The organism is Amycolatopsis sp. MJM2582 (genome assembly GCF_000754115.1).
GTDB lineage: Bacteria > Actinomycetota > Actinomycetes > Mycobacteriales > Pseudonocardiaceae > Amycolatopsis > Amycolatopsis japonica.
In genome coordinates, this window is the sequence record NZ_JPLW01000002.1 from 1,425,804 (window position 1) to 1,446,778 (window position 20,975).

Annotated in this window: 19 protein-coding genes and 1 tRNA gene; 12 read left to right on the forward strand and 8 right to left on the reverse strand. The window is 68.3% G+C overall.

Features of this window, described 5'->3' with window-relative positions; all coding sequences use genetic code 11:
- The first annotated feature begins 917 nt into the window (after window positions 1-917).
- Window positions 918-1,007: transfer RNA gene (locus ED92_RS16840), tRNA-Val, on the forward strand.
- Window positions 1,008-1,084: 77 nt separating this feature from the next.
- Here the strand turns inward: ED92_RS16840 and ED92_RS42780 are convergent.
- Both ED92_RS42780 and ED92_RS16850 read right to left on the reverse strand, forming a co-directional pair.
- Complete coding sequence (locus tag ED92_RS42780; protein WP_161791111.1) at window positions 1,085-2,338, reverse strand: hypothetical protein; 1,254 nt, start codon at window positions 2,336-2,338, stop codon at window positions 1,085-1,087.
- Window positions 2,339-2,826: 488 nt separating this feature from the next.
- A complete protein-coding gene (locus ED92_RS16850) occupies window positions 2,827-3,858 on the reverse strand; it encodes an isopenicillin N synthase family oxygenase (protein ID WP_037339019.1) in 1,032 nt (343 codons plus the stop codon).
- 91 nt (window positions 3,859-3,949) lie between these two features.
- Between ED92_RS16850 and ED92_RS16855 the strand changes: the two genes are divergently transcribed.
- Window positions 3,950-4,444 carry a MarR family winged helix-turn-helix transcriptional regulator gene (locus tag ED92_RS16855; RefSeq protein ID WP_037340168.1) on the forward strand — a complete coding sequence of 165 codons (495 nt, stop codon included), beginning with the start codon at window positions 3,950-3,952 and terminating at the stop codon, window positions 4,442-4,444.
- A gap of 100 nt (window positions 4,445-4,544) precedes the next feature.
- Entirely contained in the window at window positions 4,545-5,351 is an 807-nt protein-coding gene (locus ED92_RS16860; RefSeq protein WP_037339022.1) for an SDR family NAD(P)-dependent oxidoreductase, read from the forward strand.
- 12 nt (window positions 5,352-5,363) lie between these two features.
- On the opposite strand, the gene ED92_RS16865 is transcribed toward ED92_RS16860, so the two are convergent.
- A complete protein-coding gene (locus ED92_RS16865) occupies window positions 5,364-6,254 on the reverse strand; it encodes an SDR family oxidoreductase (protein WP_037340171.1) in 891 nt (296 codons plus the stop codon).
- Window positions 6,255-6,327: 73 nt separating this feature from the next.
- Between ED92_RS16865 and ED92_RS16870 the strand changes: the two genes are divergently transcribed.
- Window positions 6,328-6,891 (forward strand): TetR/AcrR family transcriptional regulator, encoded by a 564-nt coding sequence (locus tag ED92_RS16870; RefSeq protein WP_037339025.1) that lies wholly within the window; start codon window positions 6,328-6,330, stop codon window positions 6,889-6,891.
- Here the strand turns inward: ED92_RS16870 and ED92_RS16875 are convergent.
- The 5 genes from ED92_RS16875 to ED92_RS16895 all read right to left on the reverse strand — a co-directional run bounded on the left by ED92_RS16875 (window position 6,888) and on the right by ED92_RS16895 (window position 13,226).
- Window positions 6,888-8,678, reverse strand: coding sequence for an ABC transporter ATP-binding protein (locus ED92_RS16875; protein ID WP_081975820.1), 1,791 nt, complete (start codon window positions 8,676-8,678; stop codon window positions 6,888-6,890). The genes ED92_RS16870 and ED92_RS16875 overlap by 4 nt on opposite strands.
- Complete coding sequence (locus tag ED92_RS16880; protein WP_037339027.1) at window positions 8,675-10,357, reverse strand: ABC transporter substrate-binding protein; 1,683 nt, start codon at window positions 10,355-10,357, stop codon at window positions 8,675-8,677. The genes ED92_RS16875 and ED92_RS16880 overlap by 4 nt, the downstream gene beginning before the upstream one ends.
- A gap of 10 nt (window positions 10,358-10,367) precedes the next feature.
- Window positions 10,368-11,363 (reverse strand): ABC transporter permease, encoded by a 996-nt coding sequence (locus tag ED92_RS16885; protein WP_037339030.1) that lies wholly within the window; start codon window positions 11,361-11,363, stop codon window positions 10,368-10,370.
- Window positions 11,363-12,301 (reverse strand): ABC transporter permease, encoded by a 939-nt coding sequence (locus tag ED92_RS16890; RefSeq protein WP_037339031.1) that lies wholly within the window; start codon window positions 12,299-12,301, stop codon window positions 11,363-11,365. Before ED92_RS16890 ends, ED92_RS16885 begins: the two co-directional genes overlap by 1 nt.
- Before the next feature lie 169 nt (window positions 12,302-12,470).
- Window positions 12,471-13,226 (reverse strand): IclR family transcriptional regulator, encoded by a 756-nt coding sequence (locus ED92_RS16895; RefSeq protein ID WP_037339033.1) that lies wholly within the window; start codon window positions 13,224-13,226, stop codon window positions 12,471-12,473.
- A 187-nt stretch (window positions 13,227-13,413) separates the two neighbouring features.
- Between ED92_RS16895 and ED92_RS16900 the strand changes: the two genes are divergently transcribed.
- From ED92_RS16900 to ED92_RS16935, 8 genes are read left to right on the forward strand one after another with little or no spacing between them, the layout of a single operon-like run.
- A complete protein-coding gene (locus tag ED92_RS16900) occupies window positions 13,414-14,427 on the forward strand; it encodes an NrtA/SsuA/CpmA family ABC transporter substrate-binding protein (protein ID WP_037339035.1) in 1,014 nt (337 codons plus the stop codon).
- A complete protein-coding gene (locus ED92_RS16905) occupies window positions 14,424-15,272 on the forward strand; it encodes an ABC transporter permease (RefSeq protein ID WP_037339038.1) in 849 nt (282 codons plus the stop codon). The genes ED92_RS16900 and ED92_RS16905 overlap by 4 nt, the downstream gene beginning before the upstream one ends.
- A complete protein-coding gene (locus ED92_RS16910) occupies window positions 15,269-16,015 on the forward strand; it encodes an ABC transporter ATP-binding protein (protein ID WP_037340179.1) in 747 nt (248 codons plus the stop codon). Before ED92_RS16905 ends, ED92_RS16910 begins: the two co-directional genes overlap by 4 nt.
- Window positions 15,999-17,033 (forward strand): ABC transporter substrate-binding protein, encoded by a 1,035-nt coding sequence (locus tag ED92_RS16915; RefSeq protein WP_081975821.1) that lies wholly within the window; start codon window positions 15,999-16,001, stop codon window positions 17,031-17,033. Before ED92_RS16910 ends, ED92_RS16915 begins: the two co-directional genes overlap by 17 nt.
- On the forward strand, window positions 17,030-18,070 hold the full coding sequence (locus ED92_RS16920) for an LLM class flavin-dependent oxidoreductase (RefSeq protein WP_037339041.1): 1,041 nt from the start codon (window positions 17,030-17,032) through the stop codon (window positions 18,068-18,070). The genes ED92_RS16915 and ED92_RS16920 overlap by 4 nt, the downstream gene beginning before the upstream one ends.
- Window positions 18,067-19,236 carry an LLM class flavin-dependent oxidoreductase gene (locus tag ED92_RS16925; RefSeq protein ID WP_037339043.1) on the forward strand — a complete coding sequence of 390 codons (1,170 nt, stop codon included), beginning with the start codon at window positions 18,067-18,069 and terminating at the stop codon, window positions 19,234-19,236. Before ED92_RS16920 ends, ED92_RS16925 begins: the two co-directional genes overlap by 4 nt.
- Before the next feature lie 12 nt (window positions 19,237-19,248).
- Entirely contained in the window at window positions 19,249-19,956 is a 708-nt protein-coding gene (locus ED92_RS16930) for a class II aldolase/adducin family protein (RefSeq protein WP_037340183.1), read from the forward strand.
- A 12-nt stretch (window positions 19,957-19,968) separates the two neighbouring features.
- The gene (locus ED92_RS16935; protein ID WP_037339045.1) at window positions 19,969-20,904 is read left to right on the forward strand and encodes an ABC transporter substrate-binding protein; all 936 of its coding nucleotides are present in this window, start codon (window positions 19,969-19,971) and stop codon (window positions 20,902-20,904) included.
- Window positions 20,905-20,975 lie beyond the last annotated feature (71 nt).

A 20,975-nucleotide genomic window follows, 5' to 3' on the forward strand; every position in this document is an offset into this window, starting at 1 on the left:
CTGTTCGAGGTGAGGTTCATGCCTCCGCAGACGAGACTGTCTCGAAACCGAACCGCACCTCCCCACCGACATCGCCCCAACCGGCTGGGCCCACGAGCAGCGATCGCAGCAACGCCGCCCTGAGTCGGGCGACACGTTGGGGTGTGTGCCGAGCGCCAGCCAGCGAGCGGTGCGCCGCCAGCCGCACTCCAGCAGTGTCGAGCAAGGCCACACCGTGCACGAAACAGAACAGCCGATGCCGAGAACCTAGTTCGATCCACCAGCGACCTACACGACTACCTTGTCAGCGCGTACCGCGGCCCTCCTCTTGAATTCGAGCCATGGGCCATGTCGCTGGCGGCGCCATCTGGTGATCAGTCACGGAGTTCCGACGGCTGATCACCAGATGGCGCGGAACAGCCTGATCTCGACGTCAACTTCCAGTCCTGCCTCAGCCGATGACGGCTCCAAGGCGGGCCGACCGCATCAAACAGCCCCGGCCGATCTCCCCAGCGACGAGCGGCTTGGCTACGTTCAAGGCCGCCGTCGCGACACTCGGAATCAGTAGCAGTCGGCGCGCTGGTCAGATCACCCCGGCACGTGCGCCACGCAGTGGCAGCTGGCGGATCGCGATGGGCGGCTCCAGGATCGACAGGTCGACGGCAGGCGACCCAACCGGATACACCGAGCCGGAGACCGAACGCCAGGACGTTGCCAAACCCGAACAAGAACGTCAACCCCACGATGACGCCGACAATGACCGTGACCAGCTGAAGCACCGGGTCACGCCCGACCGGTAACCCAATAGCTTTGGCAGACACGAAGTAACTCCTCGTAACCAGCAACCCAAGATCAACTGGCGATATTCAGGCGACCGGAACGCGCCGCAACGCGTTCGAAACCGCCCCAACGAGGAGGAAACGAGAGACCGTAGACCTGCGAAAACAGAGGAAACGCCTGGTCAGGAGTTGGTTTGATCTTCCCTGACACGGAAGAGGTCACTGGTTCAATCCCAGTATCGCGCACCATCTGTTTTCGCAGGTCAGAAGCCCTGCTCCTCCTCGGAGGGGTGGGGCTTCAGTCGTTCAAGACGGCACGGCGAGGATCACGGGGATCCCGCTCCCCCGGCCCGCGCCTCGGCGGCCGTGTACTCGACCCTGATCACGACCGACCGCTCGTTGGGCACGGTGAACTCGCTGTCGGGCACGACTTCCATCCGGCCCGCGACGTTGTGCAGGCGCCTGGTGACGTCGTCGATGCGGCCGGCGATCACCCGCTCGTTCCGCTCCGGGCTGCCGGTCTGGCTCGCCCGGCCAGTGATCCGCACCGGTTTCCGCCCGGAAACGATCAATTCACGCACCGGCGCCGGGAGGGACGCCCACCACTCGTTCACCCCCAGAATGCCGTCGTTTCCGGACCTGAACCTGCCCTCGGCGGAATAGAAGATGGTCTTCATCTTCGTGATCTTCGGCGGGATCCGCACCCGGATGTTGACCGCGAAGCTGCACGTGACCGAGGTGGTACCGCTCACCGCCACTCCGACCGCGTGCGAATTGGCCTCGCTCACCGCATAGCTGCCGCCCGTGGTCACCGATCCCCCCACTCCGCCCGGGCTGGCGGCCCCGGTCCCCGATCCGGTGAGCGTGGTGGTCGTCGTCCTCGTTCCGGTGTCCGTCGTGGTGGTGGTCTGGAGCGCCCGGAAGACGACGCTGACCGTCAGGGTGCCGGAATTCTCGCCGTCTCGCGAAGTGATGGTCGGAACCCCTTCGAGGTACCCGGCGGCACCGAGCGTGCCGCCGGGAGTGGTGTTGACGAAAGCCACTCGGCCTTCGGGTGTCACCGTGAAGGGCGCCGAAACCCAATAGTCGATGGGACCACCACCGGCGTGGATGTGCCGTTCGTTCGTGCCGTAGACCCGGCCGAGTTCCTGGACGATGCCGTGGTGGTGCCAATACCAGGGCAGCCGGAGCAGCACGGTTCCCGTCGCTCCGGGATCGACCTCGACCGTCTCCGTGGCGTTGCTGAGGAACCAGGCCGGATGACTGACCGAGCGGTTCCCGTCGGCGACGTCGACCGACGCGTTGGCGTTGACCATCACGCTGCTGTCGTTCGTCCCGCCCCAGCCGGCGAAGGTACCTCGCTTGTTGACGTCGCGCTGGACGGGAAGCCCGGGCTTCTTCGCCCCGAGATAGGCGGCGACGGCTTTGTTCCCGGCGAGGCGTTGCAGGTTCGCCACGTTCGCCACGCCCGGCGGTACACCGGGCGGGAGCTTGTCTTCCGTGGTCCGGGGACGAGTACTCCGGTCGCGGGCCGGACCGGACGACCCGAGTCGTCGCCTGTCGACTTCGCGCTCATTCATGAATGCGACACCTCGCCAACGTGAATTGCCGGAGATCGAACTTCACGCACTTTCCCGCAGAACAGCACGATACCGTCACACTGTTCGAGGCTCGCCGATCTGCCAGGGCGTCACAATGGGCACCATCGGCTTCCCTGTCGGGCAGACGCCATCCGGACGGGTCACTTTGAAGGGACACTTGACTGCCGAAGAACGGCCGGAAAATCATGCCGCTCCACGGAGGGCATTTCGGAGGCGGTCATCGGCGAAGTGCGCTACCTGCTCACCGTCCAACCGGGCCTGACCTCGATATGCCGTGATCTTCGGCGACACCATCACGAGTTCGGGCGTGTCCGCTTTCACGGAACAGTTTGAGCGCGCTCTCGAAGCGCCGAATACCGCGCCATCATATTGAGCGATTCGATAGCGTCCCTCGCGGACCTACTACTGGTCCGGTTGCTCGACGTGGTGCGCGTGGATCTGCCGAATTTCGGAGGAAGGCAGGGAGGTCATCCGCGCTCCGCCAGGACGTCGCTCCACCAGCGCTCGGCGACTTTCGGATGCGAACGCAGCCAACCGACGAGCGCGTTCTCCCCGAACGCCGCATGCAGCGGATTGTCCGCGTCCTGGCTGATCCCGTGCGCCTCCGCCGCCAGTTCCGGCGGAAGCCGCAGGGGTTCGACGACGGCGTCCAGGCGTGGCCCGAGGAAGAACGGCACCGAGAACCGCTCCACGCCGGCGGGTGGGCTGACCACGCGGTGGCGTGTCGCCTTCAGATAGCCCTGCGTCGCGATCTCCAGCATTTCGCCGATGTTGAACACGAAACTGCCCGGGATCGGGTTCGCGTCGATCCAGCCACCGTCGGCCGACTGGACTTGCAGACCGCCGATCTCGTCCTGCTGCAACAAGGCGAGGTAGCCGTAGTCCTTGTGCGCCCCGACGCCCTGTTCCCGCTCGGCCGTGGGACGGCCGGGATAGCGGATGATCTTGACGTGGGTGGTGGCCTCGTCGTCGAACCAGGCGTCGAAGTAGCCCTCGTCCTGTCCCAGCGCCGCCGCGAGCGCGCGCAGTACTTCACGGCTGATCCGCAAGGCCTCCGCCTGCCACGCCAGTGTCGTATCCCGGAGCCCGGGAAGCGTTTCAGGCCATTGGTTGGGGCCGATGAGCCGCTGCCAGGCGGGGCCGCCCGGCGGCACGGGCGCGCGTTCCGGGCCGATGTCGATCTGCTCCCGCCAATCGGGAGTGCCGCCGGTGTACTCGTGACCGGTCCGCGTATAGCCGCGGAACTGCGGGGAGTGGATGTTCTCGATCGCCAGCCGTTCCTCGACCGGCAACGCGAAGAAATCCTTCGCCTTCTGGAAGATCCCGGCGGTCAGCCGCTCGGGCACGCCGTGGCCGACCACATAGAAGAAGCCGACCTCGTGCGCTGCGCGGCGCAACCCGGTCAGGAACTCCTCGCGATCCGCGGCGGGATCGCGAAAGCGCGAGATGTCGATCGCCGGCAGGGCGGTGGCCCCTTCGTCCGCCTCAAACGTCGTCACCCTCGCAGATTAGGCTTCGCCCTGAGCTTGAACGGGTGTTCCCACATCGCGGTCACCGGGTTTCCCCGCGGTCGTTCGTTACCCTGTGGGGGTGAGCGCAGCCGAAGACGCGAACCAGAGCCCGTTGGGGCGTTTGGAAGCCGGCGTGTCGGCACTGGTCAGGTGGAGCGAAAGCAAGCACATCCGGGCAGAGGTGGCCCGCCGCTCGAACTGCGATCTGCCCGCCAGCGAACTGCGCCTGCTCGAGCATTTCGACCTGTCCGAACCGATGCGCATCTCGGATATCGCCGAGTGCCTGCAGATCGAAGTCTCGACGGTCTCCTTACAGCTGCGCCAAATTCGCCGAGACGGACTGGTGGCGGCGATCCCGGACGAGCGCGACCGCAGGATCACCCGGATCGCGATCACACCGAGCGGCCGCGCGACGATGGCCAGGGTCCGCGCCGCCCGCCGCGACCTGCTCGCGGAGGTACTCGATCAGGTGCCCACGGCGGATCTCGACCGCACCGCCGAGGTGCTGCTTCTGGTGCAGGATCACATGCTCGCCGGGATGCGGGAACTGCTCGGGCTCACCACCGCGGACTGACACCTCGCCCTTCGGACGAGCTTGCCGCTCTCACACAACCAATGCTTTGATTGCTCAAAGCAATAAAGTGCCACCCGAGTCCCACGAAGGGAACACGACCATGAGCACGGCAGTGATCACCGGCGGCACCGACGGGATCGGGCGAGGCCTCGCCGAGGAATACCTCCGGCGCGGGTACGACGTCCTGGTCGTCGGCACGAGCAAGACGAAAGGCGGGATGTTCGCCAGGAGCGCCGAGCGGGCCCACTTCCTCGCTGCCGACCTCAGCCGGGTGAGCGACAACGAACGTTTGGTCGCCCACCTCGCGGATCGGTTCCCGGTGATCGACGTGCTGGTGCTCGGCGCCCGCTATCACCGCCCGGCCCGCCTCGTGACCCCGGATGGATTCGAGAGCAACTTCGCACTGTTCTACCTGAGCCGGTTCCTGTTCAGCCACGGCCTGGCCTCCGCGCTCGGCCGCGCGGAAGCCCCGGTCGTGCTGAACTTCGCCGGTGCGGGCAGCCAGGTTCCCGTCCGATGGCACGACCTGCAACTCGAGCAGGACTACCACGGGGTGGGCGCGATGGGCCACGCCGCACGACTCAACGACCTGCTCGGCGTGCATTTCGTGGCACAACACCCGGATATCCGGTATGTCCTCAACCACCCCGGCGTGGTGGCCACGAGCTTCGCCGGCGAGTACGACCGAGCCACCTCGGCCCAGGTGTCACATCTACGGGCGACCGGGAAAAGCGTGGCGACCAGCGTCGGGCAGATCCTCCCCCACCTCGACCCTCCAGGCCGGAACGGGCTCACCGCGGTAATGGAGGGCGCACTCGTACCGCTGGCACCGAAATGGTTCGGCCGCGGCGACGCGGCCAGACTGCACGAAACCACCGAGAGACTCCTCGCCGAGCTACCGCGATGAGCCTGGGCGGACTCAATGCGAAACGCGCGCCGCTGACCCCGACCACGATTCGCGGATCGTTTCGGCGTTCTCGCGAAGGAAGTCGTCGAAGGTTCGGGGCGGGCGCCCGGTGAGGTCGGCGACCGCGTCCGTGGTCGGGGCGAGCCTGCCTTCGGCGACTTCGGCGAACAGCGCGGCGACATCCTGGGCGAATCGGGCGGGCAAACCGTTCGAGGCGAGCCGGGCGGCGAAGGCTTGCGCGGGCAGGTCGACGTAGCCGATCTCCCTGCCTGCGACAGCCGACAACTTCGCGGCGATCTCGGTGTGCGTGAGGGCTTCCGGTCCGGTGAGGACGAACGTCTCCCCCGCCCGGGGGCTCACGGTCAGCAAGGCGGCAGCACACGCGGCGATATCCGAACAATCCACATAGGACACCCGGCTGTCGCCGTACGCGCCGAGAATATCCCCGTTCTCGGTGAAGACCGCGGCACCGGTACGGAAGTTCTGCATGAACCCGCTCGGCTGCAGGATGCTCCAGGCCAGGCCGGACTTCTTCAGATGCTCCTCGATGACCCAGTGCGCGCCTTCGGCCAGCTTGGCGCCCTCACGCGCATGCCAGACCGACACCTTCACGATGTGCTCGACCCCGGCCTCGATGGCGGCGTCGATCACGACGCGCTGCTGGCGGACCATCGGTTGCTCCCCTGTCACGGGCTGGGCCCCGCCGGCGTTGAGGAACACCCGGTCCACCCCCGTCATCGCCGTCGCCACCGACTCCGGGTCGTCGAAATCGCCGACGACGTACGGGCAACCGAGTTCGTCACCTACGGCCGGATCACGTACGAACGCGGTGATCTCCTCGCCGCGCAGGTGGTGCACAAGATGGCGGCCGATACTCCCGGACGCGCCGGTGATCAGGATCATCACGATCTCCATTAAACTGAGGGCGACTCGACTTAATAAGTCGAGGGTACCTCGATATAAGCGGGAGGCAAGAGTGAGTCCAGCCGCCGGACGCCGGCCACGGGCCGACGCGCTCCGTAACCGCGAGCGGCTGCTGGCCGAGGCGGACGCGGTGTTCCGCGAACACGGCACGGACGCTCCACTCGAAAGCGTCGCGCGCCGCGCCGGGGTGGCGATCGGCACGCTCTACGGGCATTTCCCGACCCGCAGGGCACTGGTCGGCGCGCTGCTCCGTGAACGGAACGAGGCGCTGTTCGAGGCGGGCGACACCTTGCGCGACCAGACTCCGGGCGAGGCGCTGCGCCGGTGGGTCGACCTGGTCGTCGCCCACGCCGCCACCTACCGGGGGCTCGCGGCCATGCTGGCGGACGGTGCCGATGACGAAGCCTCGGAGCTGTACGCGTCCTGCGCACGGATGGCCGACATCGGCGATCGGCTGATCAACCGCGCGGTCACCGCCGGAGTGGTCCGTGCGGACGTGACCGGAGCGGACATCTTCGCCTTGATGAACGCCGGCGCCTGGACGCGAGAGCACGCCTCCGCCGAACAGGCGGCACGACTTGTCGCCTACACCATCGACGGAATGCTCAAGCCCTAAGCGGGCGAAGAACTTCTGCTCGGCGGGAGGGGATCGCCTGCCCGGAGCCGTCGCCAGGCTTCACGCCGCCGCCGTTGTGCCGCGGGGTCGGCGACCGGCGCGGCCGACAGCAGGCGGTGGGTGTAGGGGTGCACCGGATCGGTGAGCACCTCCTTCGTCGGACCTTGCTCCACGATGTGGCCGCGATGCATCACCGCGACCCGGTCGGCGAGCCGCTCGACGACGGCGAGGTCGTGGCTGATGAACAGGCAGGCGAAACCGAGTTCGTCCTGCAAGGTCCGCAGGAGATCGAGGATCCGGGCCTGGATGGTGACGTCGAGCGCGCTGGTCGGCTCGTCGGCCACCAGCAGGTCCGGATCGAGCGCCAGCGCTCTGGCGACACACACGCGCTGCCGCTGTCCGCCGGACAGCTGGTGGGGATAGCGACCGCGCAGATCGGGGGAAAGCCGCACCGACTCGAAGAGCCCGGCGACCCGCTCGTCCACCTGGGTCCCGCGATGCGTGCGATGCAGGCGGATCGGGGTAGCCACACTCTCCCCCACGGTGATCCGGGGATTGAGCGAGGACAACGGATCCTGGAAGACCACGCCGATCCGGCGGCGCAGCGTCTTGGCGGTCTTGCCCTTCGTCCGGGCGATGTCGGTCCCACCGATCCGGACCGAGCCCGAGGTGGGCGGGATCAATCCCGTGACCGCACCGGCCACGGTGCTCTTCCCCGACCCCGATTCCCCGACCAGACCGAGGATCTCACCGGGTTCGACGTGGAGGCTCACCCCGTCCGCCGCCCGGACCGCCATCGCCCGGAAGCGGCCGCGATAGGTGACGGACAGGTCTTCCACCACCAGCAAGGGTGCATCCGCCGGGGCGTCCGGCACCGACCGGGTGGCGGGATGGTCGGTCGCGGCGTGATGACGGGCGGACACGACCGGCTCCGCCACGAGCACCCGCTCGACTCCTTCCGTCGCCGCGGCACCGAGCGAGACCACCGAGCCGAGCAGCCGCCGGGTGTAGTCCTCGCGTGGCGAGGTGAACACCGCTTCCACGGCGTCCTGCTCCACGACGCCGCCGTCGTACATCACCACGACCCGGTCGGCGATGTCGGCGACCACGCCCATGTCGTGGGTGATCAGCAGGATCGCCGTGCCGAGCCGGTCGCGCAGATCCCGCAGCAGTTCGAGGATCTCGGCCTGCACGGTGACGTCGAGCGCCGTGGTCGGTTCGTCGGCGATCAGCAGTTTCGGTTCGTTGGCGACCGCCATGGCGATCACGATCCGCTGCAGCTGACCGCCCGACAGCTCGTGCGGATACGACCCGAACCGTTGCTCGGGAGCGGGCAGTCCCACCAGGCCGAGCAGTTCGATCGCCCGCCGCCGGGCGGCTTTCGGTGTCAGGTCCTGATGAGTGCGGATCGCTTCGATCAGTTGGTCTCCGATGGGGAACACCGGATTCAGCGCGCTCATCGGTTCCTGGAACACCATGCCGATCTCGTTGCCCCGGACGGCGCGCAGTTCGCCCGGCGTCAGCGTGTAGAGATCGCGGCCGGACAGCAGCGCCTGGCCGGAGACCTCCGCGTCCGGCGACAGCAATCCGAGCAGGGACAACGCGGTGACCGATTTGCCCGAGCCTGATTCGCCGACCACCGCGACGACTTCCCCTGCCGAGACCGACCAGGAGACCGAACGCGCCGCCCTGGTCTGTCCGAAAGAGACACTGACGTCACGCAAGGCCAGCAGGGCGGCCTCGCCGTCCGGCTCCGCCTGCCCACCGGACGGCGAGGCCCCCGTCACTGGATCAGCCCGAACTGGCGGTAGTCCGGATACGCCGGGAACCGCCCGATCACGACGTTGCCGAATTTCGATCCGTGCAGGAACGAGTTCCGCGTGTAGATCAGCGGGACCACCGGCGAGTCGCTGAGGATCTTCTTGTCCAGCGCCGCCCACTTCTTCCCCGCTTCGGCGGGGTCCAGTGTCGCCTGTGCCTCGGTGATCAGCCGGTCGACCTCGGGATTGGCGTACCGCGACTCGTTGACCCCGCCGTTGCCGATCTCGGTCGACTGGAACAGCGGCTGGATGTTCGCGTTGGCGGACGGGATGTCCGGCTGCCACGAGGTCAGCGTCAGGTCGTAGTCCGAGATCCCCTTGGTGTCCACTTCGGACGTGTAGGTGTCCTCGTCGAGCGCCTTGATGGTGATCTTGATGTTCGCCCTGGCCAGCGCGGCCTGGATCGCCGCGGCCTTCTCCGGGTAGCTGTTCTCGTTGCGGGTGGCCAGGACCAGGCCGTCGAGACCGTTCGGCAGACCTGCCTCGGCCAACAGCTTCTTCGCCTTCTCCGGGTCACCGCTCGGCGGAGCCGGGTACAGGTCGAACTGTTCGCGCCCTTGCAGGCCCGGCGTGATCAGTGTGGTCGCGATGTCCCCGGCGAGCTGGGCGTTTCCGGCACTGGCGACCTGGTACGCGGCCTTGTCCACCGCGTACTGGAACGCCTGGCGCACCTTGGGGTCGACGAGTTTGCCGCGCTGGGTGTTCAGCGTGAGGTACGCGAGCGCTCCCGATTCCGAGGTGACGACCCGCGACTTCGCCGAAGGGTTCGCCTGGATCTGGGCCAGCTGCGCGGGAGAGGCGAACGGGATGCTGAACGCGCTCTGGTCGTCACCGCTGTCGTCGATCAGCCGCTTCGAGATGACGCTGGTGTCCTGGCCGAGCTGGAAGACGATGGTGTCCGGGTTGGCCTTGCGGGTGTCATCGGTCGCCCGGTCCCAGTGCGGGTTCCGGACGAGCCTCGCCTCCTTGCCACGCTCGTACTTCTCCAGCACGTACGGGCCGGACGCCACCGGATGGTTGCCGTAGTCCGCCTCTTGCCCCTTTCCCTTGGGCACCGGGGAGAACGCGGGTGTGCTCGCGATCCAGTTCCAGTCACCGTAAGGACGGGCGAGATGGAACACGATGGTCTTGTCGTCGGGTGTCTCGATCGAGTCCAGCTCCTTGCCGCCCTCGAACGGCCCCTTGTACGCCAGGCCCGGGGACAGCAGGTCCTTGTGGTAGGTCAGGCCACCGGAGAAGGCGGCCGCGTACGTCCGCTCCAGTCCCCATTTGATGTCCTGCGACTTGATCGGGGAGCCGTCGCTGTACTTGACGTTGTCCTTCAATGTGAAGGTCCAGGTCTTACCGCCCTCGGTAGGCCTGCCCGTGTCGGTCGCGAGGTCGGGGATGATCGTGGTGTCCTGCCCTGGCGCGACCTTCCACGAGGTCAATCTGCGGTGCACCAGGCCGAGCGCCGTGACCACGAGGCTTCCGCTCTTGGCCGGGTCGTACTGCTGGGTGGCGCTGTCGTTCAGCAGCCGGACGGTGCCGCCGGGTTTGACCTCGCCCCCGGTCTGCGCCGGTTTGTCGTTGGCGCCGCAGGCGGTCAGCACCGTGGTGGCGGCGACCACCCCGGCCACCGCCCTCAGCAAAGCCTTGCGTTTCATCGTTTCCCCTTCAGATCAGGCGGGCTCGCGGATCGAGCGCGCCGTAGCACAGGTCGACCAGGAAGTTCACGACCGTCACGAGGACCGCCGAGAACAAGGTCACGCCGAGCAGCACGGGCAGGTTCATCGAGGCGATGCCGTCGACCAGCAGCCTGCCGACCCCGGCCATCCCGAAGATCCGTTCGGTGATCACGGTCCCGGCGAGGAGGGCGCCGAGGTCGACACCGAACACGGTGACCACCGGCAGGAGCACATTGCGCAACGCGTGCTTGCCGACCACCTTCCGCTCGCTGAGCCCCTTGGCCCGTGCGGTGCGAATGAAGTCCTCGCCGAGGGTCTCCAGCATCTGGCTCCGCGTCAGCCGCGCGTAGATCGCGGCGTGCAGGAAGGCCAGCACGAGCCAAGGCAGGACGAGGTGCCAGGCCCATTGGACCGGATCTTCGCCGATGGGCACATAGCCGTTCTTGGGCACGACATCGAGCGCGAACGCGAAGATCGTGATGCCGATCATCCCGGCGAGGTAGGCGGGCAGGGAGACCCCGGCCATCGCGACCGCCATCGTGATCCGGTCGGCCGCGCTCCCCCGGCGCAGCGCCGAGAGCACGCCGAGGCCGACGCCGATGACGAGCCAGAGGATCGCGGCGCCGAGCGCCACCGAGAAACTCACCTCGATCCGCTCGCCGATCTCCGTCAGCACTTCGACGTTGTTCTGGAAGTCGTAGCCGAAACACGGGGAACCGCAGTGAATCGCGGTGACACCGGTACCGAACGTCCGCCCGGCGAAGATCCCGCCGAGGAATTCGGCGAACTGCCGGTACCAAGGTGCGTCGTAACCCATGAACTCCCGTGCCAGCGCGAGGCTTTCCGGGGAACAGGGACGACCGCAGGCCATCCGCGCCGGGTCGGCGGGCAGCAGGTAGAACACCACGAAGGTCACGAAGGTGACGATCAGCAGGACGAGGACCATGCCGGCGAACCGGCCGAGCACGAAGCGCAGGGCACGCATCAGTCCCGGCCTCCCGACCGCGGGTCGAGCGTGTCGCGCACGGCGTCGCCGACGACGTTGAACGCCAAAGTGACTACGAACAGCAGCAGTCCCGGGAACACCAGGTAAAGCGGGTCGGTCTCGAAGAAGTCGATCGCGGCGCTGATCGTCCGGCCCCAGCTGGGGGTCGGCGGCAGGACACCGACCCCCAGGAAGGAAAGCGCCGCCTCGCTGCCGATCATCGACGGGATCGACAGGCTCGCCACGACGATCACCGGTGCCCACAGATTCGGCAGCAGTTCTCGGGTGAAGACATGCCAGGGTCCCCCGCCCATCGCCTTGGCCGCCGACACGAAATCGCGGCCACTCAGCGAAAGCGTCTGCGCGCGGACGATCCTCGCGACCCGGGGCCAGCCGAAAACGCCCAATACGACGATCAGCAAGGGCTGACGCGGGAAATCGGGTGGTGCCATCGCGCCGAGCGCGATCATGAAGATCAGGTACGGGAAGCCCAGGAGCACGTCGGCGGTCCAGGTGACCACCCGGTCCCACCAGCCGCCGAGATAGCCCGCACTGGCCCCGATCACCACACCGAGCGCGGTGGCCAGCGCGGTCGCGCCGAGTCCGACCAGCAACGACGTCCTGGCGCCGTGGGCGACCAGTGCGAACAGGTCGACACCGGTCAACGGTTCCACCCCGAACCAGTGGGATCCGCTGACCCCGCCCAGGGGGCCGGCGGGCAGCCCGGTCGGCCCGAGGTTGGCGATGTCCGGGTTGAGGCTCTGTCCTTCGACGAGGACGAGCAGGTCCGCGGCGGCCGCCATGACCAGGACCAGCACCACGGCGATCGCGCAGGTGAGCGTCCAGCCACTGGACCTGACCGCGTGCCACACCGCGGACGGCAGGGAACGCGCCGCCGTCGGCGGGATGCCTTCGGGCAGCAGCAAGGGATCGGGCACAGCACCTACTCGGGTTCATCTGATCGGGTGACGATCAGGGACCCTAAGGAAAGAAAACCGTCCCACCCAGCTTTGGCGCCGCCGTCTCACCAGCTGGACTGTGAGCTATCCGGCACCCCACGAGTCCTCTTTGGACTCAGAGCCCGCACTCCCCCCGGTCACCGCCTCGTCAGCTCTCGAAGAGCACGGCGGCGATCTCGCCGGCCGTGACCTTGGCCAGGTCCACGAAGAAGGGCAACCGTTCGGGGATCATCAGGGCCGTCGAGCCGCGCAGGCCGAGGGCGAAGCGAGCACGGCCTTCCCGGTCGCGGAGCGGAATGCCGATCGTGCGGAAACCGGCGGCCAGTTCCTCGTCGTTGAAGGCCCATCCGCGTTCACGGGTCAGCGCGAGTTCCTTGGCCAGCTCGGCCGGATCCGCCGGGGCGCGTTCGGTTCCGTCGGTGAACGGCAGTCGCGCCAGCTCGTCTTCCGACACCTCGGACCAGGCGAGCAGCGCCCGGCCCAGCGCACTCGCGTGGAGCGGGATCCGGAGCCCCTGGAGATCGTGCCCGTCCGCCTCCCGCCAGCGGCTGGTGCCCAGCAGCACCATGTCGTTGCCGTGCCGGACCGCGATCGACGCGGAAGCCCCGGTGGTGGTCGCGAGCTGTTCGAGATGAGGCTCGACAAGATAAATCCGGTGCTGCCGGTAGGCGATCTGCCCGTACTCCGCGAGCGCGCCCCCGATCCGGTACCGGTTCGAAGTCGGGCTCTTCTCCAGGAAACCCGCGCCGATGAGCGCGGTCACCAGACGATGAGTGGTACTGGCCGGGAGCTGCACCCGCCGGGACAGCTCGGTGATCCCCAGCTCTCCGCCACCACGAAAACAGCCGAGGACCGCCAGCGCCCTCGCCACGGTCTGGACGCCGTCACCACTTTCTCGCGCCATACGGCCCAGCGTAACAGCATTCCAGATAGTGGTAGGACTTTCGCCGCCTGCGCCAGTTGTGCCAGGAATCCCGAACCTGTTTTCCATTCTGTGGAACACCTGGATCCCCTGAGGCGGCGTGGTTAGCGTTGCGCCCATCTCGACCGGGCCATCCGAACCGGGTCCCCTCTCCCCAGGAGTCACCTCCATGCCCCGCAGCCGGAATTCCAGACTCACGCTCGCACTCGCCGCCCTCCTCGCGCTGACCACCGCGTGTGCCGGCGCCGGCACGGACACCGGCGGCACCTTCACGCTCAAGGTCACCGATCCCGGCAACTCCGGTCCGCTCGCGGTCGGCAAACGCGATGGGACGTTCGACAAAGCCTTGGCACCACTGGGCGCCCGCATCGCATGGGTCCCCAGCACACCGGGCTTCAGCTCGAACCTGAAACTGTTCAACACCAAGCAACTCGACGTCTCCGGTGGCGCGTACAGCCCGGTGATCGGCGCGCTGTCCAAGGACGTCGGCGTCCGGATCGTCGCCGTCGCGGATCCGGTCGGCAAGGACCAGAACGGCATCCTGGCCACACCGAAGTCGGGGATCAAGTCGGTACGCGATCTGGCAGGCAAGCGGATAGCCGTGAACCCGGCGGGGAAAGGCGAGTACATCACGCTGCTTGCCTTGGCTCAGGCCGGTGTTCCCGTCGACCAAGTCGAACGCGTGCCGTTGCAGCAGGCCGACGCGACCTCCGCGTTCGCCACCGGGCAGGTCGACGCGTGGGCGTCGTTCAACGAGCCTTACCAGGAGGCGAAAGCCAACGGCGGCGTGGAGATCGCCACCGAGCAGAGCATCGGCTCGGTCGACAACACGATCGTCGCCTTCCGCACCGAGGTGCTGGACTCGCGGCCGGACGTCGCGGCGAAGTATCTGGAGACGTTGCAGCAACTGACCCGGCAACAACGGGAGAACCCCGCGGACTTCGAAAACGTCTTCGAGAAGGCTGGTCCGCGCGCGCTGTCGGGCGACCGGCTGCGGCGTGCGCTGGCGCTGGGCGCACAGGCCGCAGTTCCCCGGTACCCCGACGAAAAGGACCTGCGCGACCTCGAATCGGTCGCGAACCTGTTCGCGGCGAGCAAGGTGACCCCGCGGACGATCACCGCCGCGGACGTGATCTACGACCTGCCGGCCAAACTCGCCGCATACCGGGAGGCGGCGAAATGAGCACCATCACCGCGCCCGGGCCGGTGCGCACCGAGCCGCCGGGCCTCGTCCGGCCCGAATACCGGGGACGCGGACGCCGTCGCCGCTGGTCGTCGATCCCGCTGCGCTTCGCCGTTCCACTGCTGCTCGTCGGACTGTGGTGGACCGGCTCGGCCACGGGAGGTATCTCCGAGCAGATCCTGCCCGGACCGCCGAAGGTGTGGAACGCGTTCATCGAGCTGTTCCAGACCGGCCAGCTGGTGGACTTCACGCTCGCGTCCCTGCAGCGCGCGGCGGCCGGAGTGGCCCTCGGTGTCGCGTTCGGGCTCCTTTTCGGCGTCCTGTCCGGGCTTTCCGCGCTCGGCGAGGAACTGATCGACGCCACCATGCAGATCAACCGCGCCATCCCGTTCCTCGCGCTCGTGCCGCTGTTCATCGCGTGGTTCGGCATCGACGAGACGTTCAAGGTGCTGCTGATCGCTGTCGCCACCGTCGCGCCGATGTACGCCTACACCTATCTCGGTGTCCGCAACGTCGACCGGAAGATGCTGGAGGCGGCGAGGAGTTTCGGGCTGCGCGGACCGCGGCTGGTGTTCGGGACCATCCTTCCCTCGGCACTTCCCGCCGTGCTGATGGCCCTGCGGATCTGCCTGTCGATCAGCGTCACCGGGCTCATCGCGGCCGAGCAGGTCGGCACCCGGGAAGGCATCGGCTACCTGGTCAGCCTGGCTCAGGAGTACAACCGCACCGACTACATGGTGCTGTGCGTGGTGCTCTACGCCGTACTGGGCCTGGTGTTCGACGCGGCGGTTCGGGTGCTGGAGCGGTTCGCGATGCCGTGGCGAGCGGGGGTGGCGGCGCGATGACGGCCACCACCACCGACCTCGCGGTGTCGCTGTCGGGTGTGAGCAAGAGCTTCGGCGACAAGACCGTGCTGGACGGCGTCGACCTGGAGATCAGGCGGGGCGAGTTCGTCGTGCTGCTCGGCCCCAGCGGTACCGGCAAGACCACCCTCCTGCGGCTGCTGCTCGGGCTCGAACGGCCGGACGCCGGAGAGATCCTGGTTCCCCGGAAGCGGACCGTCGTCTACCAGGAGCCGCGGCTGATCCCGTCCAAACGCGTACTGTCCAATGTGGTCATCGGCCGGCCGCACGGCAGGCAGACCAAGGACAGCGGGCGCCGCGCGCTCGCCGAGGTGGATCTCGCCGACAAGCACCGCGCCTGGCCCGCCACCCTGTCCGGCGGTGAAGCGCAGCGCGTCGCGCTCGCCAGGGCGCTGGTACGCGAACCCGAACTGCTGTTGCTCGACGAGCCGTTCGCCGCACTCGACGCGCTGACCCGGTTGCGCATGCAGGATCTCGTCGGTGACCTCGTCGCCCTCCACCGGCCCGCCGTCCTGCTCGTGACCCACGACGTCGACGAGGCGATCCGGCTCGCCGACCGGGTGCTCGTCCTCCACAAAGGACGGTTCGGGCACGACGTCGTCATCGACCTTCCCCGCCCCCGTGACCGCACCGACCCCGCGGCACTCGACTACCGCGCCGCCTTCCTCGCCGAACTCGGCGTCGGCCCGACCCCTTCGGAGGACCGCCATGACCATCACCGATGAACAACCGATCGACCGGCTCTGGTACACGCGCTGCCCGGTACCCACGGCCAGTGGTCTCGCCAACAGCCTCGGCTGGCTTTCCGGCAACGCGCGCGAGCACGGCCTTCCGCTGGCGATCCTCCAGGACGCCGCACCGGAGATCGCCGTCCATCACTACGACCACCGCCTCCGCGGGCTGATCCGTGAAGGCGGCAACGTGCCGGCCATCGCCGCCCGTGCTCAAGGCTCACCCACCCGGCTCATCGGGCTGACCTGGATCGACGAGGCACAGGCCATCCTCGTCGCGGGCGACTCCCCCATCGCGGACGCCGCCGGGCTCGCCGGCGCGCGGATCGGCATCCCGGCCTGGGCCGCGGATCAGGCCCGCAGCTTCCCGAGGGCGATGGCCTTGCACGGGTTCACGAACGCGCTGCGCCTGGCGGGCCGCACCCTCGCCGACGTCACGGTGACCCAGGTCGACGTGAACCGCGACCCTCAGGTACGCGGCCGCGCCACCGGCGGCACCACCTGGGGCGTGGCCGAACTCCTGGCCGGCGAGGTCGACGCGATCTACGTGAAGGGCGCACGGGCGGCCGAGGTGGCGCGGGAACACGGGCTACGGGTCGCGGTCGATCTCGACACCGCCACCACCCGCCGGGGCCGGGTCAACAACGGCACACCCCGCCCCATCACCGTGCACGCCGATCTGCTGGAGCACCGTCCCGAGCTGGTGGTGGGCTTCCTCGCGGCGAGCCTGCGCGCCGCGGACTGGGCCGCCACTCACCTCGACGAGGTCCGTACCGTGCTCGCCGGCGAAACCTTCTCCGGACCGGAGGGTGTCGTCGCGGCCTACGGCGACGGGTTCCATCGCACCCTGCACCCCGACCTGTCCGCCGAGCGGATCGAACTGCTGGGGGTGCAGAAGCAATTCCTTTACACCCACGGATTCCTCGCCGCCGACTTCGACCTCGGCGCTTGGGTGGAGCACGAGCCTCTGGCGCGGGCGAAGGCGTTGATCGCCGGCGAGCAGGCGGCATGACCAGGTTTCTGTGGGAGCTGCCCACCCGCGGCGACGGTCGCCGCGCGGACCCGAATCAGTGGCAGCGCGCCGGCTTCGAACATCTGCACCAGGTGATCGACGCGGCAGAACTGTCCGGATTGGACGGTGTGGTCGCCGCATACGACCCGCACGGCGAGGAATCCTGGATCGTGGCGGGCGGCGCGCTGCGCCACACCCGCCGGGCCAGGGTGACCGTGGAGTTCACGCCGTCCTTCGCCACCCCGGTATACGCGGCGAAGATGTCGCTGACCTTGCAGCGCCTCGGCGCCGACCGGCTCGACTGGCTGGTGCGCGTCGACACCGATCCGGAAGACGACCGGCAGCGTGGCGACCGCCTCGGCACCGCCGAACGCTACGAACGCGCGGCCGAGTTCCTCACCGTCGCCCGCGGCGTGTGGTCCGGACGCGGCGCCTCACCCGGCGGATTCGACGGCGGGGAGTTCGACCACGACGGTGCGTACTTCCACGTCCGGTCGGGTGGCTTCGACGAAGCGGCCGACGGCCACCCGTTCCCGGTGGTCCATCTTTCCGGGGCGTCACCGGAGGCGATCGCCTTGTCGGCCGCGCACGGAGACGTGCACTTGTTCTCCGCGTCCACAGTGGATCCGGCCTCGGCTGTCCGCGCACTCCACACCGCAGCCGCAAGACACGGCCGGACGGTACGGGCCGGGCTGGTGCTGCCGATCATCGCCAGGGAGGACGAGCACGAGGCGTGGGCCCGGGTCCTGCGCCTGTGGCGCGAGATCCACCCGGCCGCCACCGAACAGGACATCCGCTCCCGCACGCCGGACGGGACGACGTTCGACGGCTTCGACCGCATCGGATACCGCACCCCGGTCGGGCTGGTCGGCAGCTACCGGCAAGTGGCGGACCGGCTCGCCGGGTACGAGCGCGCCGGTATCACCACTTTCGTCCTGAGTGGACACCCGGGTATCGAGGAGATCCACCGGGCGGGCGAACACCTCCTTCACCTCGCCGACCCGGCGAGCCGGACACCGACAGGAGCGAAGGCATGACCGTGGACGTCTACTGGCGCATCGGTATGGGCGGCGACCACGCCTCGCTGCGCACGCCGAAGATCCGCAACCGCGGCGACTGGGGCGGCATCGGCCCCGGCAACATCGCACCGGCCCTGCGCGAGGGCGAGCCCGACGGGTACGCCTACGTCGACCACGCCGCGGCCGTGGCCAAAGCGTCGGAAGCGGCGGGATTCCTCGGCGGGCTGTTGCCCTCGTTCCCCGGCACCGAAGACCCTTGGGCGTTGTCGGCCGCGCTCGCCAAGGAGACCAGCACCTACCGTTTCATGGTCGCGTTCCAGCCAGGGTTCCTGCACCCGTTGCAGGCGGCACGCATGTCGGCGAGCCTGCAACGCGCCACCGGCGGCCGCCTCGTCTACAACATCATCTCCGGCGGTGGCGGACCCGCGCAGCTGTGGTGGGGCGACAAGGTGGACCACGACGACCGCTACGCCCGCACTTCGGAGTTCCTGCATGTCCTCAAAGGAGTGTGGCGGGGCGAGCCGTACGACTTCGACGGCCGGTTCTTCGCCACCCGCGGTGCCGCGCTGCCCGAACACCTCGCCGGCGAACCCTTCCCGGAGATCTACTTCTCCGGCTCGTCGGCGGCGGCCGTGAACGCGGCGGGACTGCACTCCGACTACTACCTGTCATGGCTGGAGCCATTCGCCGATCTCAAGCGGAAGTTCGACGGAGTCCGGGAGCACGCCGCGAAACTCGGCCGCACCCCGAAATTCGCGGTACGCATCGACATCCTCGCCCGGCACACCGAGGAAGCCGCGTGGGCCGAGATCGAGAAGGGCTGGCGGTACGTCGACCCGGAGATCGCCAACCGGCAGGCGCGAGGCGACTCCGTCGGCGCGGGCCGCATCAAGGGCTGGGTGCCCTCCACCATCACCGGCTACCGCGACGTCGAGGTCCAGCCGAACGTCTGGGCCGGGTTCTCCCTGCTCCGCGGCGGACCCGCGTTCGGCCTCGTCGGCAGCTACGAGCAGGTCGCCGAACGTCTCGACCAGCTGCTCGACCTCGGCGTCGACGCGTTCATCCTCGCCGGAAACCCGCATCTGGAGGAGGCCTACCGCGTCGGCGAGGAGGTCCTCCCCCTGCTCGGCCGTTCCCGCTTCACCAGCCCCACCGCCCCGCGCGAACCCGCGTTCGTCGCCTGACCAGGAGAAATGATGACCAGCACACTCGATTCGACCGTCTCCGAGTTCGTGGAGAAAGCCCGCAAGGACGCAGAGAAGGCGTTCCGGGTCTTCCGGGAGACCGGCACCACCTCGGCGAACGGCACCGTGAACTTCGTGGAGCGGGTGCCCGGCGAAGAGATCGCCGTGGCCCTCAACGAACCCGGCCCCTGGGCCGACGACCGCGCGGTGGAACCCGTGGTCGCCACGTTCGACGGCACCGTGCTGTCCGGAAGCGGCCGCGCGGGCTTCATCGGCGGCTACAGCAAGGTCTTCCGCGAGCACCCGGAGATCACGACGGTGGTGCACGTCCACACGCCATGGCTCGGCGGATGGGCCCAGACCCACCGCACCCTGCCCATCCGCTACGCCGCGTCCCAGCGGCTCACGCTGTCGAGGGAGATCCCGCCGCATATCGACCGCAGCCGTCCCGCGAGCGAGTTCATTTTGGACCGGCTGCGGGAGGACCCGCATCTGGTCGCGATCTTCGAGGCCAACGGCGGCGTCAACGTGCTCGGCCGCGACGGCCTGCTGGAAACCGCGAAGTTCATCGTCCTGCTCGAAGAAGGCGCGCAGTTCCAGGCGATCGCCGAAGGGCTGGGCGGATCGGTCGAGTTCGACCCGACCAACCTGGTCGCGCAGTGGAGCCGCAGCGGACTCGTCGACGAGGCACGCCGCCTCGGCCTGGTCCCCGAACACTGAGGAGCACACACCATGACCGTTCGAGTCGGGTTCTTCCCCCACAACAATTCACTGTTCGTCCTTCGTCACCGCGGCATCCTGGAACGGCGGCTGCCCGGCGTCGAGTGGGTCGATCTGCGCACGCTCCCCGCGAAACCGCCCGTCGACCCGAAGACCGCACTGCCGACCCTGCACTCGGATTGGCTGTTCGAACCGGGCGGTTACGACTTCATCGGCACCGGGTTCACCCCGCCGGTGACCGGGCTCGCCCACGGGCGTGACCTCGTCTACGTCGGCATTTCCGGGCCACGGGTGGAAAACGGCAGGCTGGTGGTGAAGCCGGAGTCGCCCATCCGGTCCGTCGCCGACCTCCGCGGGCGCCGGGTCGGCATCGCGCACGGGTCCTGGCAGACCACGCTCGTGCTGTTCGCGCTCGAACGGGCCGGGCTGACCTGGTCCGATATCGAACCGGTGGACACCTCGGTGCACGACGGGCCGTCCGCGTTCCGGTCCGGCGACCTGGACGCCTGGGTCGGGGCGTACCCGGCGTTGGCCGCGGTCGAGCAGGAGAGTCCTGTCCGGACACTGATCGACACCGAAGGTCTTTTCAGCCATCCCTCGTTGTGGTTCACCCGCCGCGATTTCGCCGAGAACCACCGCGACGAACTCACCGAAATCGTCCGATCGCTGCAGGAGTCGGACGCGTGGATCGCGGCCAATCCCAGGGAAGCCGCCCGCTATTTCGCCGAAGACGCCGGGACGACCTCCACAGCCGACCTGGACCGCTGGGAACACGCCTTGCGCGGCCGCCCGTTCGGGCTCAACCCGGTGACCGACGAATTCCTCACCGAACAGCACCACGCCGCGGAACTACTGGCGGCCAACGGACTCCTGCCCCGGCCGGTCGATCCACGGTCCGCGGTCCTGCCCTGGCTGAACGATCTGCTGGCCCCGCAGGCGGCCCGGTAACCCCCGCCGCGGGTCAATCTCGCCCGTCGCAAAGGTGTCTTGTCCGTGGGGTGAAGGGGACTTTCGTCGCA